The sequence below is a fragment of the Synechococcus sp. BIOS-E4-1 genome (assembly GCF_014279995.1).
GTDB lineage: Bacteria > Cyanobacteriota > Cyanobacteriia > PCC-6307 > Cyanobiaceae > Synechococcus_C.
The window spans coordinates 1456082-1469173 of the sequence record NZ_CP047935.1 but is presented as its reverse complement, the minus strand read 5'-3'; the positions used below and the strand labels follow the sequence as shown (position 1 = coordinate 1469173).

Annotated in this window: 16 protein-coding genes; 10 read left to right on the top strand and 6 right to left on the bottom strand. The window is 51.6% G+C overall.

All coding sequences use genetic code 11. From position 1 onward, the window contains the following. The first annotated feature begins 222 nt into the window (after positions 1-222). On the top strand, positions 223-2142 hold the full coding sequence (locus SynBIOSE41_RS07810; protein WP_186540329.1) for a hypothetical protein: 1920 nt from the start codon (positions 223-225) through the stop codon (positions 2140-2142). Positions 2143-2229: 87 nt separating this feature from the next. Beyond that, entirely contained in the window at positions 2230-2595 is a 366-nt protein-coding gene (locus SynBIOSE41_RS07805; protein ID WP_186540327.1) for a hypothetical protein, read from the top strand. Here SynBIOSE41_RS07805 and SynBIOSE41_RS07800 read toward each other — a convergent pair whose 3' ends face one another. Next, positions 2596-2856: a hypothetical protein gene (locus SynBIOSE41_RS07800; protein ID WP_186540325.1), complete on the bottom strand. Its 261-nt coding sequence runs from the start codon at positions 2854-2856 to the stop codon at positions 2596-2598. A 196-nt stretch (positions 2857-3052) separates the two neighbouring features. Beyond that, on the bottom strand, positions 3053-3265 hold the full coding sequence (locus SynBIOSE41_RS07795) for a hypothetical protein (protein WP_186540323.1): 213 nt from the start codon (positions 3263-3265) through the stop codon (positions 3053-3055). A 153-nt stretch (positions 3266-3418) separates the two neighbouring features. On the opposite strand from SynBIOSE41_RS07795, the gene SynBIOSE41_RS07790 reads away from it, so the two are divergent. The 8 genes from SynBIOSE41_RS07790 to SynBIOSE41_RS07755 all read left to right on the top strand — a co-directional run bounded on the left by SynBIOSE41_RS07790 (position 3419) and on the right by SynBIOSE41_RS07755 (position 9884). Beyond that, on the top strand, positions 3419-3667 hold the full coding sequence (locus SynBIOSE41_RS07790) for a Nif11-like leader peptide family natural product precursor (protein ID WP_186540321.1): 249 nt from the start codon (positions 3419-3421) through the stop codon (positions 3665-3667). Between the two features lie 382 nt (positions 3668-4049). After that, on the top strand, positions 4050-4319 hold the full coding sequence (locus SynBIOSE41_RS07785; RefSeq protein WP_186540319.1) for a Nif11-like leader peptide family natural product precursor: 270 nt from the start codon (positions 4050-4052) through the stop codon (positions 4317-4319). Between the two features lie 212 nt (positions 4320-4531). Then, a complete protein-coding gene (locus SynBIOSE41_RS07780; protein WP_186540317.1) occupies positions 4532-4786 on the top strand; it encodes a Nif11-like leader peptide family natural product precursor in 255 nt (84 codons plus the stop codon). A 182-nt stretch (positions 4787-4968) separates the two neighbouring features. After that, positions 4969-5208 (top strand): Nif11-like leader peptide family natural product precursor, encoded by a 240-nt coding sequence (locus SynBIOSE41_RS07775; RefSeq protein WP_186540315.1) that lies wholly within the window; start codon positions 4969-4971, stop codon positions 5206-5208. A gap of 138 nt (positions 5209-5346) precedes the next feature. Continuing rightward, complete coding sequence (locus SynBIOSE41_RS07770; protein ID WP_186540313.1) at positions 5347-5619, top strand: Nif11-like leader peptide family natural product precursor; 273 nt, start codon at positions 5347-5349, stop codon at positions 5617-5619. 690 nt (positions 5620-6309) lie between these two features. Continuing rightward, positions 6310-6543, top strand: a complete 234-nt coding sequence (locus SynBIOSE41_RS07765) for a hypothetical protein (RefSeq protein ID WP_186540311.1) — start codon at positions 6310-6312, stop codon at positions 6541-6543. A gap of 2 nt (positions 6544-6545) precedes the next feature. Continuing rightward, on the top strand, positions 6546-9236 hold the full coding sequence (locus SynBIOSE41_RS07760; protein ID WP_186540309.1) for a DUF3854 domain-containing protein: 2691 nt from the start codon (positions 6546-6548) through the stop codon (positions 9234-9236). A 489-nt stretch (positions 9237-9725) separates the two neighbouring features. Next, positions 9726-9884, top strand: a complete 159-nt coding sequence (locus tag SynBIOSE41_RS07755) for a high light inducible protein (RefSeq protein ID WP_186540307.1) — start codon at positions 9726-9728, stop codon at positions 9882-9884. Between the two features lie 1677 nt (positions 9885-11561). On the opposite strand, the gene SynBIOSE41_RS07750 is transcribed toward SynBIOSE41_RS07755, so the two are convergent. From SynBIOSE41_RS07750 to SynBIOSE41_RS07735, 4 genes are all read right to left on the bottom strand, one after another. Next, positions 11562-11792: a DUF1651 domain-containing protein gene (locus SynBIOSE41_RS07750; RefSeq protein WP_186540305.1), complete on the bottom strand. Its 231-nt coding sequence runs from the start codon at positions 11790-11792 to the stop codon at positions 11562-11564. 59 nt (positions 11793-11851) lie between these two features. Further along, a complete protein-coding gene (locus SynBIOSE41_RS07745) occupies positions 11852-12058 on the bottom strand; it encodes a DUF1651 domain-containing protein (RefSeq protein ID WP_186540957.1) in 207 nt (68 codons plus the stop codon). Between the two features lie 187 nt (positions 12059-12245). Next, positions 12246-12428 carry a DUF1651 domain-containing protein gene (locus SynBIOSE41_RS07740; protein WP_255476002.1) on the bottom strand — a complete coding sequence of 61 codons (183 nt, stop codon included), beginning with the start codon at positions 12426-12428 and terminating at the stop codon, positions 12246-12248. A 291-nt stretch (positions 12429-12719) separates the two neighbouring features. Next, positions 12720-12992, bottom strand: a complete 273-nt coding sequence (locus SynBIOSE41_RS07735; RefSeq protein ID WP_186540303.1) for a hypothetical protein — start codon at positions 12990-12992, stop codon at positions 12720-12722. Between the last annotated feature and the right edge of the window lie 100 nt (positions 12993-13092).

Here is a 13092-nt window from a genome sequence, read left to right as displayed (position 1 = left end):
CTCACGTCCGATTCAGTATCGATCGTATTGAACCTGCCGGACTCTGGAGTGTATCCCTGGGGACTCACCTGATCAACATCGGCCCTGACCTAGCTGGTGAAAGATTCGACGAGATTATTGCCGTCAGCCCTGGGCTTTCTGTTTATACAAACCGGCACGGCATGCAACGACCAGGGAGTTCGCCTCTCTATGTCCAGGAACTAGTAATCGAGGAAAATTGATATGGCTACTAATACCCGGCACTTCAAGCTCGATACCAGCTGCCCTTTGCGCCGACAACAGGGTGAACGAGCCTCCGCACATCAGCACTTCCAGAGGTGGAAGGAACTCGAATGGTGCAGCGATGAAGAGCTGGCCGCTGACAATGGAATTGTCTCTGCCGCGACGTTTGCCCGCTATCGCACTGGATACAAGTGGGAGGAGAGACGATCGCTGTTCTTAGCTCGCCAACAGCAACCAATCCACGAAAGGATTTACCCTCTTCCAGATAAGACAGCAGAGGCTCCAAAGGCACGCAAGCGCCGCCGATCTGACGCGACAGTAACTAACAACGGCGACACCTTATTGCCACCTCCAGAGCCCATTCAGATGGGGCTGACGGAATTTAGTTTGCTCTATGCCCGCGTTGTATGTCCTGGCTTCGAGCTGGATTCAGTAACCGAAGCAATGCTGGTCGAGTTCGAGGCATTGATCGACGGGAAGGCTGGCGGCCGATTAATGGTCAACCCACCCCCGAGGCACAGCAAAACCACCTGCGCGATCTTGGCCCTGTGCTGGTCACTTCTCCGATATCCGGACCGTGGCCACATCCTGATCAGCGCCAACGGTCGACTCAGTGCAATGAACTGTGCGTTGTTCAAAACGCTGTTCGAGGTGGCAGTCCCCGCTGGCTACGGAATCAAGACTGATCAGAAATCGAAACTTGCTTGGGCTCCAGACTGGGAAGGTGGCAGGACTCAGCTAGCGGCATCCAGAGGAGCAGCACTGCTGGGATACACGGGGCACATCGTTCTGGTGGACGACATCGTGGGCAACATCGCCGAATGCGAGTCGGTCGACGTGATCGATACGGCCATGCGGACTATTGGCGTGGACATCATGACCCGCTTGACCCGCGACAAGGCAGGCAAAGGCCAGGGGTTGATCCTTATTGCCCAGCGGCTTGGACCTAATGACCCAACCCAACGGATGATCGACCGAGACAAGGGCCGAGAGAAGGCTGGCGACAAAGTCGTGCCGTGGACTGTGCTGGCATCTCCACTATTGAACCCAGACAACGATGAAAGGGCCAGGATCCTGAATGACTATCCCGCTTCATGGCTGGTCAAGTTCCCGAGATTCGGAGAGCCTGGGGAGCCCGTCAGTCACCAGTTCACAAAGGAGTTCGCGGAAGAACTGGAAGCGCAGATGCCGCCGACAGATTTCGCAGCGCTATACAAACTCGACTGCTCCGTTGACGTTGGCTACTGCTCCTGGCGGCGTTCGTACCTGGTGCCCATTGAGCAAGACGACATCACCTGCCGTGGCTCATTCATCGCAATCGATATGAACCTATCCGGTGAAAAAGGATCCGATACCAGCGCCCTGGTTGCAGTCGGTGCCCAAGATCAGAAGGCCGTCATCCTTGGCGTCCATGAGTTGCACGGCCATGTCGAAGATGCCCTGCCTCAGATCCTGGACTACGCCGATAAATACAACTGCCATACCCTTGGCGTTGAAAAGGCAGCAGGTGGGCACTACATCCTGAGAAGCCTGGGGAACAATGTCGCTGGCCGCACTTTCAACGTGGTACCCCTGAGCCATGAGGGTCGTTCAAAGCGGAACCGCCAGGCAAAGATCCTGGGACTGGCCGCCAGTGGGAAGGTCCTGATCAGGGCTGACGTGCCGCTGATTGAAACTCTCCACCAACAGCAACGCTCTATCGCTCTCGACAAGAAACGCGATCGCGACGACTATGCCGATGCCTGCAACTACGCCGTCGACTGGGTCAATTCACACTGGCTCTCGTCTGGCTTTACCCCTGGCGATGTCCGCTGGGTCGGGGGTAGCGGTGGTATTGCAGGAGTCACTGAAGTGACCTGGGGCAGAGGCACCCACGCACGTCGACCATCACTCGCTGAGAGATACAAAATCTGGGACTGAAGAAAGAGGGCGGCAGGCTCAAACCACCCGTCATGTCTACATTTTTAGGTTGCCCAGGAAGCCTATGGAGTACTGCCTTCAATACTCATGGCACCTTCAAGACGCTCTTACGGACTCTTCCCCAACACCGCTTCAACCGACGACGAAGCCGGTCTGCTGACAACAAGCTTCCAGCCAATCGTTGGCCTCCAGTCAGCCAAGACTGCTCAGATCAATATCGTCGCTACCTTCGCCGCAGACACGGATGAGGTGATCATCCAGGTTCAGAAAGGCGGGGTTACCAAAAACTTGACCTATGGCTGGGGAGATTTCCGGGGACCATCTAATCCCAGCTTTTTTCCTGGCGAATATCGCCTCGCCGCTTGCACCCGTGGTTACGGGATTACTGCTGCACGGGTAGGCCTGTCGTCGACGGCAACGGATATTCGGGCTGATTTTTCTGCTGTTTGCTGATCAGATATCGAGGTCGATAAAGCTCTCGGCAACTGCTGTAGCGACCCTATTGGACAACTTGGCATTTCTTGCGGCCTGCACAGCGCGGGCCTCTTCTAGAGCTGTCTGGGCGTCTCTCAGATAAGAACTGACACCACCTTCTTCTTCAAACTCCCGCCACAGCTTTTCAGATTCGAGTCGTTCACCCTCGATCCAATTTTGTCGCCAGACCTCATCTCGAAAGGCTTGAAAATTGTCGTAGTCCTGTTGGCGCTGGGTCAAAGGACGGGGTGGAATGTTCTTACTCACTGGTAGCTCTCCAGATACTCCTGACAAGCCTCTAGAAGTGCACGTTGGACGCTCAGACCCTGCGCTGCAGCTTTTGCCTTAAAGGCTCGTACTATTGCCCTGTCGGGCTCTCTGACGCATGTTGCTGTTAGATAGTCGGGACGACTCTGCCGGAAATAAATACGGGCCATCACTTTGTCCCCCAAGGTGTGTAAGCCTCAAAAACTTTGGCCTCGGAATGTTTTGCAATTTTTACGGCCTGAATCGCACTGACAGAAGCAACCATAGAAACGCCACCTCCGATTTCAAAGCTCACATCTCCACTGCATTCCTTGCCATCGCGTACCTGAATCCAGCGATCGCCAATTAAGACTGCGTGGCATTTATTCCAGTCGCATTTCATTTCAATACCTCGTCGATTGTACTAATCAGCAGTAAGGAGACACCTAGGTAAATTCCAACAGCTGCGATAACAATCATTGGACTGCAGTCTCATCTAAGCTGATATGACTAGTATTCCGACCGTTGCTATAACCGTTAAAGACTCCCGAAAGCCATGTCAGAAGACCAACTGAAAGCCTTCCTGGAGATGGTCAAAGCAGACACCAGCCTGCAGGAGAAGCTCAATGGAGCTGCAGATGCAGATGCTGTTGTGGAGATTGCCAAGGACGCAGGCTTTAAGATTTCTGCTGAAGACTTGAAGAACGCTCAAGTCACAGAGCTTTCAGATGAGGAATTGGAGGGCGCAGCTGGAGGTGATCAGACAGAAGAGGGTACAGCTTTGGTTGTGTGTAGGGGTTGTTAAAAAGGGGAGGGGGTATGCTCCGAAGGGTATATACGAAAGACCGAAACTCTCGGAAGTCTCGAACAACAAGCCCAACGAGTTCTCAACGCCTACACACCCGCGAAAGCCCCTGCATTGACAGGGGTTTTTTATTGCTTCAATGGTCTGACTGACCCCATAAATCAGCCTTCAATGCCTGGCATGATTGAGCGCAGTTGAGCAGTTATCAGGCAGATGAAAACATTTTTCAAAAGGTGGTGACTGAGTTCTGAGCGATTCACCAGTTGCTCACCAGAACTTCGCGGGGTCTACACCAGAGCTGTGTAGTGGGGTTCACCAGAAGGGCTGTGATCTTGAAGGAGTCGAGGGGGGCAACACCCCCAAACATTCATTCTTTAGAACCATGACACAAGAACAACTCACAGCTTTCATCGCTAACGCCAAAGGCAACACCAGCCTTCAGGGGCAGCTCAAAGCAGCGGCTGATACCAATGCTGTTGCTGCGATTGCAAAAGAAGCAGGATTTAGCATCTCTGCTGATGACTTGAAGAACGCTCAATCAGAGGTTTCAGACGAAGAACTGGAAGGCGTGGCTGGTGGTGCTGATAGACCTGCTACCTATTACTGGGGACCTGCTACCTATGGACCTGCTACCTATTCCTACCTATTTTAATACTGATATAAGCAGTATCATCCAAATGGCTGGAGTCTGTTATTTTCAGTTCACACAAAGCCCCTGCTACCACAGGAGCTTTTTATTGCTTCAATCACACCAAAAACCCCACAAATCAAGCCTTCAATACCTGGCACGATTGAGCGCAGAAAGTATTAGCCAAAGACTCTGCAGCACGCCGTTGCTATAACCGTTAAAGACTCCTGAAACCCATGTCAGAAGAACAACTCAAAGCTTTTCTAGAGAAGGTCAAAGCTGACACCAGCCTTCAGGAGAAGCTCAAGGCAGCAGCTGATGCCAATACTGTTGCTGCGATTGCGAAAGATGCTGGGTTTAGTATTTCTGCTGATGACTTGGATAACGCTCCAATAAAGCTTTCAGAAGAAGAGCTTGAAGGCGTGGCTGCAGGGGCTGCCTCCCAGACTTTGAAGCTGTGCAACCACTGCAGCGCAATCAAGTGTATTTAAAAGCCGGATGGAGCTGAGCCTACTCATCAAAGCCCCTGCAACGGCTGGGGTTTTTATTTCTTCAATCACTCCAAAAAGACCATCAATCAGCCACCAATACCTGGCACGATTGAGCGCAGTAATTATTAACCAAAGCCTCTGCAGCAGACCAGTGCTATGACTGCTTAACAAGCCCGTTACCCATGTCCCTAGAACAACTCAAGGCATTCCTCGCCAAGGTCAAAGGTGATTCCAATCTTCAGGAGAAACTAAAAGCAACTAAGTCACCTGAAGATGTTGTGGGCATCGCTAAAGAACACGGCCACGAATTCACTGCTGATAAGATCACTGAACTCAGTGAAGAGGAACTAGAAGGCGTGGCTGGTGGCAATTGGTGTACTTTTGGAATGTATTCAGACCCTTGTCAAAACCCTCTGCATTGACAGGGGCTTTTTATCTCTTCAATCACCCCAAAAAGACCATCAATCAGCCTTCAATACCTGGCACAATTGAGCGTATTAATCGATTGACAAAGACGCTGCAGAATATCGTGCTATAGTTGTTGATGACTTTTGAAACCCATGTCAGAGGAACAGTTCAAAGCCTTCATGGAAAAAGTTAAATCAGACACTATCCTTCAGGAGAAGCTTAAGGTTGCAGCGAACCCTGATGCAGTTCTTGCGATTGCCAGAGAGGCTGGGTTTGAGGTTTCTGATGACGACCTTACTAAAGAGCTCACTGAGGCTGAGCTGGAAGGCGTGGCTGGTGGTGGGAGCTATATGCAAGGCGGGTGTGGGGATGGCAGTTGCCAAAAAGACTGCCGAGCGTCGACTTATTGCACTGTGAATTGGTAGAGTTAATAACTAATTCACAAAAAACAATCTGTTATAATAGGGAGCTTTTAGCGCTTCAATAGTCTGACGAATCCCACAAATCAGCCATCAATACCTGGCACGATTGAGCTTATTAATTCATAGCCAGGGGCAGCAATCAGGCTCAGCTGCCAGCCAACTCAACGGCACGTCATAACGCTTCCAGATGGTGATCCAGCGTGGTGCTCTAGGTTTATATCTGTTTGCTTTGTATTCAGAATAAAGTTGGTTCCTGAAGCTCATGCCAGCCACTTTTATTCTTCACCGCGTCTTCCTGGCGAAGTCAATTACATTATCCAGGGCGTAGACGGCAGCAGCTCTCAGGAAGGCTGATTGGTTCATCCCAAAGGACTTAGCCCCGACAGCAATACGATCACGGAGCACCCTGTCTTCCATGGAAGTGCCGAAGTACACAGGGATTCGCTTGTCCGAAATAGCCATAGCTGTCCAGTTATTACAGCCATAGGTTTCCTATTGCCTGTATGGGCCTACCAAGTCAGATGGACAGAATTGGAAGACTAGGAGGCAACCGAGAGACGCCCGAAGCTGAACTATCAGGCGCTGGATGTGGTGTGTTGCGGAATGTAAACACTGCATCTTGCCCATGTGCCTATTACTGGAAGTAGGGCATCAGAAGCCTTTATTCACTCACTTCAACAGGAGATCGCCACCATGGCTACAGAAACTTTCTACAGAGAATCCGGCAACAGTCCTCCGAGAAAGAGGCACGGTTTCGAACTCAAGTTCACAGCCTGGGGGCAGCCGATGCAGGCGGTGACTGATCAGTACGAGGAAATTGTGCTCGGGTTCAGGATCACTTCGCGCGGTGTTGTCTATATGGCAGCCAGTGGCCGCGAGATTCCTGCCCAGGGGACTGCACTGTTCCAGCTCGGGACCGAGGCGTAGTTGTGCAGGATCTCTGTATTCAACTGGTTAAAAACCACGGTATTGATCACACCCTGTTTGCAGACGGTTTCATCACAACCGGTGCAGACAAGGGATGGGAAGACGCGATTGATCGCCACGCTGAGGCCAAGAAGAAGCAGGCCAGGGACAACAGCGAACTACGCCCTAACGAGGTGGCGCAGGCTGAACGTGACCTGAACCGGATGGCCTCCAGGACTTTGAAGGAAACCCCTTTCATTAACTGGAACCTCTATTCAGCGGTGATCACTGACCGGGGCATCATCAAGCCCGGACTGGAGTGGGCCGGCCATCGGTTACATCCCTCCATCCGTACCGGTGACGACGACGAGATCAAATTCGACTGCCGTTCATCACGGGTGAAGGTTTTCCTCCCTCCCCTGAGCTGGTCTGGAGCCATGGAGCTTCTGGATCACTACGGCTTTGATTGCCCGGATGATCAATACAGCATCGAGAAGGCTTGGCAGTTCGTCTTTGATAACCCTGAGGTCCCTGTTCACGTCGAGGAGTCAGCCCTGAAGGCGTTGGCTTCATCTTCGATCGGGCAGCTCGCAGTCGCCCTCAATGGCATCAACTCTGGTGGCCAGAAGCTTCGATCTGATCGTCTCCGCAAGCCGTTGGAGATGTTGGCCGCAGGTGGTCGCCGGATCACGGTTCGGTTCGACGCGGGAAACTCCTCTGTACGAATGGCTCAGCAACTCCATCGCCAGCTATCAAAGGCCGGTGCTGATGCTCGCTGGTACTGCTGGATCGGTAGCTATGCCAAGACGGACGACTATGTCGCCGCGAAGTTGCGTGGGATGCAAGTGCCCGCCAGCCTTCCAATTCTCGGCCACCAGGAGGATCTGGGCGTCCGTGGCTTCTTTAGCCAAGCCCCTTACAGCCGACTCCGTAAGCAGTGGTCAACTATCACCATCGACAGGGAATTTGAACCGGAGGACATACAGAAGGCATCCATCGACAGTCGCGTGATCGCTTTGGTTGGTGCGACCGGTACCGCCAAGACGAAAGCCTCGGTGGCTGCTGTGGACCTGATGGAGAGAGAGCTAGGCCATCGGATGGTTGTACTGGGCCTGTATCACCGTGCCTCGCTTGTCCATAAGGGCGCTGCTGAATTCGGCGTACGTGACATGTCGGCAGCACGCAACACGGTGGAACGCACTCTTGGCGTGCATGAGGGAGTCTTCAACAGAGATGGTCTTTTCTGTTGTTGTGAGTCGATCCAGAAGCCTCCAGGCAATGAATGGGATATGTGGCGTTGGAGCCATGAGCTGGAGGAGAACCCACGGCCCACGTTCCTGTTCATGGATGAGACCTCTCAGACCGGGATGCACCTTCTGGTCGGTGGTACTGAACGGATGCCAGAGGTTCGCCGTGAAGCTGTCAGGGCACTTGAACGTCTCCTGAAAAATCCCTGCGTCACCGTGATCGCCGCTGAATCCGGCTTGGGTGACATCGAGCTGGAGTGGCTGAAAGAGACAACCGGAACAACACCCCGCGTCATTCAGACCACCTTCGCCAGGGAGCGTGTTCTGTACGTGGGGGAAACCAATAGAGAGAACATCGACTTGCTGCAGCAGCTTTCGGCCCAAGCCCTGGAAGACGGGCACAAGGTCTGGGCATCGTTCGGGGAAGCCAAATCAATGATCGAATTCTCGGCTGTCTTCACTGACGAGAAGAACGTCCTTCAGATCAGCGCAGAAAACTCATCGTCTCAGGCAGTGTCTGAATTCATGGGGAACACAGAAGGGAGCGGTCCGGCTTACGACATGGTGGCGATGTCTCCCTCAGTCATCTCCGGCATCTCAATGGCTAAGACCTCTGTGGGCATTGCTGCCTGTGTTCAGCAGTACGCCATGGGTCCTGAGGATGCTCTGCAGGCTCTTGATCGGGCTCGCAGTGCTCAGGTCCGGGTGTTGTTGATGCCCTCGGTTGTTCCGAATGCAATGGTGGGCACCAGAAAAACTACCTTTGAAGCAGTTCAACGGGCTAAATCAAAGGCCGCCAGTCATGGTGATCTTGATGCCTATAGGGACTTCGCTGGAGCAATTTCAACCGGCTCACTTTTTTATTCTCACGAATTAGAGGCTCGGAATAATTATGAGGCCTTCGCTAATGAACACGTGCTTAAGTGCCGTCTCCAGGAACAGGGTTACACGCTAAAGCCATTCCTTGAATTGTTGGCACAGAACCCCAATAAGGGAGCCACAACATCACGGAAGGTACGGGCAAAGCGTCAGCGCGACAATGCAAAGTCATTCCGCCAGGGTTTATTGCGTCAACTCTGTAAGAGAGAGATCCGTTTAGGCGAAGCACGATCACAGGCTCAGAAAGCGTCTGTAACTGGTCTTGCTGTTGATTACGAAAGAAGGGATCCAAGTCATGCTTTTTACTGGCTGGAGAGGCTCTCCGTGATCTCTCTGATTGATGCTGGGATGTTCCATGAAGGCACCCAGGAATTTGCAGCCGTAGCCTCCCTTGTGCAAAACCTGGTCAAGAAAGAAGCTCAAGAACTGAAGCAACTCCTTGGCGGCAAAATTGTCATCCCAGGTCCAGATGATGTGGTGAAGGCAACGTTCATTAAGGCACTGGTACAAATGGCTGGGTTTGATGTGGCCAGAGGCAAACAGGTCTCCACCAATGGCATTCGAGTCTGGTCGTATACGGTCTCCTGAACTGCACAGAAATTGAAGTGGGAGTTAATACTCTTTAGATACCACTTCGGAATTTGTGCAGTTGGGTCTAGTCCTGAGGTGAGTCAACCTTGGAAGCCGCTAGGAGATGCCCTGAAAGCTTCTGTAGTGGATGTGATGTATCGATGAACCGACAGCCCTTGTAGAGCCTTCTAGGTGCCCCTGAGAGCACTCCTATCTATATATGCAAAGGGAATCTTGTGCTGTCAGGCTGTTGTAGAAAAACTGGAAGAGCTGGGCATGAGTGAATATTGCTCCTGCTGAGCCAACTTCGGCATCCTTGATTGGGCATTGTTCCTCTGGTGTGACACGCTGTAGGCCACTGAACGAGAGCTGGCAGTGATTGGCGACTAAGTATTGTCACTTATCCCATCAACCTGCCTCCCAATAAAGCCAGTTACCGCAGGGCATCTCGGAAACCCACAACACGCCCGTTACATTCGTTAACATTGATTAATTGCGTCCCATCCAATGCCCGAAGCAACCGACAATTTCAGCCCTGACTCAACCAAAGTCTTCAGCGAAAAACTCAATGGACGAGTTGCAATGCTTGGACTTGCAATTGGTTTGGCAACTGAAGCTTTGACTGGCAGGGGAATTATCGACCAGGTGTTTGGAATTTTCGGCTGAGTTTCGTTTTCTCAAATCCAGCCAGGCATCTCTTCTCCTCTGCCTACCGGTAGGGGATTTTTATTGGCCCTTCCAGTCTGAAAGCAGTAAACAATTGGCCGGTTGACACTTGAGTCGCTTAAATCTGAACTCAATGTGAAATGTAAACAGATTAGTGTGTACGGTTTTTGCGATAAATCAATGCAACTTTCAACCGCGGCTCTGCACATGTGCTTCTTAGCTTCGATTCACTTGCATAAGTTGACATGGCATCGAAACTAAGACTTTCAACATCAGAGGAGATTGAAATTGCAATCAAGTGGGAAACAGTCAGAGCTGAGTACTTCCGTACAATGGGAGATACGAAGAAATCTGACGAATCACTTCGGGCAATTAATGAGCTCAAATGGCGTCTTCGCGCTGAAGACTCAAAAATCGGTTCAGACCAGAGTCCAGAGACAGACGATCTGACGGACTCAACAACAAAGCCTTCAGAAGCGGTTTTCGCATAACGCCAGCCTGAAAGATTCGTCCAATTCGCTTAACCCCTACCCGGCATTCTTGAACTGGAATCCTGGATGTGGGCATTGGGTCTCCTCGCGATACTACGGGGAGACTTTTTCTTTTAGCCTCAACTTTTTTTATTGTTGCCAGTATTCTTGATCCGCTGAATATCACACAAGCTCCTGTAAGCGTCCCTGATGGCTTCTGTGGTGGATGTGATGTATCGATGAGCTGATGGGCCTTGTAGAGCCTTCTGGAGGTGCCTGAGACAGTTCTATCTAAATATGTGAGAGGAATCCTATGTTGTCAGGCTGCAGGACACTCTGAACACGACCTTTCAGTGATTGTGGTGATTGATTATTGGCCTGATTGTTGTGGGGTGGATGGCGCAAAATTAGAAATTCTTATCTATAAAGTAGTTCCTCTAAGTAACACAGCCCAGCACAGACTACACCTACCGACTCCTAAGAAGCACTGCTACGACTGGGTTCTGAGCGGATAGGTTAGCTATAAGAATGGTTCGCTGAAAACGAGGTTACGCTCTACTTATCACCTAGTAGTCACTACGTATTGCAAATGAATAGTACCTGTTAGCTGACAGCATAAAGTGCGCCAAGCAATGGCTAAAAAGCCCTGTCACCACTGGGCTCTGCTCGACTGAGTTATTGATAATAATCAATTAGCATCTGGCTGCCTTATTCATCAGACAGCAGGCCGTCGTAGCCCATCAGCGCTGCTAATCAATCAGGGTGGATGGTTGTCACTCAGGCACAGTGATTCTTGTCCCATGCATACTATGCATCGGGCATCCAAGTTATAGCTTGATTCCAGCCTTGTCAGTACCAATAGCAGTACCGTTTCCCTTTACCTGACTGGCTTCTTATCACTCTTGCTAGCAGCTTAAGGATTAAAAGTCAAGAAAAATTCTTCCAGGTCTTGCAGTGAATGATGTTAAGCATACTGCCTCCTAGTGCCTACATTTTTAGGACTGATTAGCTGCTATATCTATTGCTTACAATGCAAATCAGATTCGAATAACAATAGCAACCTGTAAATCGTAGAAGGTATTAACAACTCCCCCACCCCGAAATACATTTAAGGGCAGGTGTAGACACTCCCCTTCAACACGCGCAAGGACCTCTCGATCAGGATCAAGGGCTTCCTGGCTGACTTCGAGGGCTCTAGATCACATCCTCAAGCGGGTTCCGCCACAGTCCACCCACAGCGTTGAAGCTCTTTCCAGAGAGCAACGGCGTCCTCATAACGCATGTTCCTGCGTGTCTTTAAAAGTGGAGGATGACCTTCTGGCATGTCTTTGATGTGGTCAACGATCACAAAAACATCATTTGCCGAACCACTGGTATTTGGATCGGAAAGGAAGCTGACCGTTTGGCACTTGTTCGCGATGGTCAGCAAGCCTTCCATTTGACGCGGTCTCGACCAACAAAAGCTACAAGCCTCTACTTGTATCGGCGGACACGCAATCACCAAGCAGCTTCAGCCACGGTCCACCCAAGCCTCTTCAGCTGGAACCACAGACTCGCCGCGGCTTCAAATCTCATCTCTCTTCTGGTCTTGAGCAAAGCAGGTCCATCAGGCATAGGTCTGCCGTGATCGACAAACACGCGCTGATCTCTGACCCACCTGCTCTTTGGGTCTCCTTGGAAGCGAGCAAGCCACGCCTGAAGCATTGGAGTATTAAGCTTTGTAAAGCGCTTCCTTGGACGGGATCCTGCTTTCTGAGAAGGGCCGTGGGGGTCCTTCTTTCTCAGACTTTCAAAAGGCTGCACCCTCAGCAACACAACTGACAGAAGCAGCTAAGGCTCAGCTCTCTCACCCCATTGAGGCTCTGACTGCTGTCAGCCAAAGCTGATCAGCTCACGCCAAAGCTTCTGCGCATCCTCGTATCGCTTCCCTGCGTGTCTTGAGCAAAGCAGGTCCATCGGGCATCGGTCTGCCGTGATCCACGAACACCCTTTGATCCTTGATGCAGGTGCTCTTTGGGTCCCGATGAAACCTTGCAAGCCAGTAACCCTTCGGACCTGAAGGCCATCCGCCCATGGCGTCCTCACGGCTAGAACACCTGTACTAGCTAAGAGGCGGTGCTGTGGTCAACCGTCCCCAAAAACTGTCCCCAAAGCTGTCCCCAAAAGCGTCCCCAAAACGGCAGAATAGGGATAGAAGCAGAATGCAGTCTGTGACTGGTGTTTTAGTGATATTGACGGTGTATTACGACATTCGTGATGTACTACGACGCCTGATCCTTCATTGATCCACAGGTCACCTTCATCACAAAGGAGCTTCGGCTCCTTTTTTTGTGCCGGCCCTGCAAAGCATCAAGGACCAGTCTCTTCAGCCATGCCTCAGCAGAGCCATCGAACTGTCGTGCAGTTGCTTGGCATGAAGTCGACGGCGAGCACAGACCTGTTGCTGCGCCAGAGCGCTGCGTTGATCAAGGCGATCAGGATGACCTTCAACCTGAACATGGGCCGCTTGCTGCCTCAGCACATCGTGAGCGTGGTGCTCTGCCCACGCCAGAAACTCGGCAGCCGCTCGCTGCCGCCGCTCCAGCACATTGCCTGAGTAAGACGTCATCGTTCCTGCATCAGTGATCTCAACGGCCATCAAGAGCTCCTGGAGGACTTGAGTCAATTCTGTAGCAACGGCTACCGTTTTTACGAGGGCTTCACATAACTTTCGTGATCGCAGCGGCAAAAGCCCACAG

What these genes read in the sequence shown, in the direction of transcription:
- SynBIOSE41_RS07755 (WP_186540307.1), top strand. Translation starts at nt 9,726, where the DNA reads ATGCCCGAAGCAACCGACAATTTCAGCCCTGACTCAACCAAAGTCTTC.
- SynBIOSE41_RS07765 (WP_186540311.1), top strand. Translation starts at nt 6,310, where the DNA reads ATGGCTACAGAAACTTTCTACAGAGAATCCGGCAACAGTCCTCCGAGA.
- SynBIOSE41_RS07810 (WP_186540329.1), top strand. Translation starts at nt 223, where the DNA reads ATGGCTACTAATACCCGGCACTTCAAGCTCGATACCAGCTGCCCTTTG.
- SynBIOSE41_RS07795 (WP_186540323.1), bottom strand. Translation starts at nt 3,265, where the DNA reads ATGAAATGCGACTGGAATAAATGCCACGCAGTCTTAATTGGCGATCGC.
- SynBIOSE41_RS07805 (WP_186540327.1), top strand. Translation starts at nt 2,230, where the DNA reads ATGGCACCTTCAAGACGCTCTTACGGACTCTTCCCCAACACCGCTTCA.
- SynBIOSE41_RS07750 (WP_186540305.1), bottom strand. Translation starts at nt 11,792, where the DNA reads ATGGAAGGCTTGCTGACCATCGCGAACAAGTGCCAAACGGTCAGCTTC.
- SynBIOSE41_RS07740 (WP_255476002.1), bottom strand. Translation starts at nt 12,428, where the DNA reads ATGGGCGGATGGCCTTCAGGTCCGAAGGGTTACTGGCTTGCAAGGTTT.
- SynBIOSE41_RS07785 (WP_186540319.1), top strand. Translation starts at nt 4,050, where the DNA reads ATGACACAAGAACAACTCACAGCTTTCATCGCTAACGCCAAAGGCAAC.
- SynBIOSE41_RS07770 (WP_186540313.1), top strand. Translation starts at nt 5,347, where the DNA reads ATGTCAGAGGAACAGTTCAAAGCCTTCATGGAAAAAGTTAAATCAGAC.
- SynBIOSE41_RS07745 (WP_186540957.1), bottom strand. Translation starts at nt 12,058, where the DNA reads ATGCTTCAGGCGTGGCTTGCTCGCTTCCAAGGAGACCCAAAGAGCAGG.
- SynBIOSE41_RS07735 (WP_186540303.1), bottom strand. Translation starts at nt 12,992, where the DNA reads ATGGCCGTTGAGATCACTGATGCAGGAACGATGACGTCTTACTCAGGC.
- SynBIOSE41_RS07780 (WP_186540317.1), top strand. Translation starts at nt 4,532, where the DNA reads ATGTCAGAAGAACAACTCAAAGCTTTTCTAGAGAAGGTCAAAGCTGAC.
- SynBIOSE41_RS07775 (WP_186540315.1), top strand. Translation starts at nt 4,969, where the DNA reads ATGTCCCTAGAACAACTCAAGGCATTCCTCGCCAAGGTCAAAGGTGAT.
- SynBIOSE41_RS07790 (WP_186540321.1), top strand. Translation starts at nt 3,419, where the DNA reads ATGTCAGAAGACCAACTGAAAGCCTTCCTGGAGATGGTCAAAGCAGAC.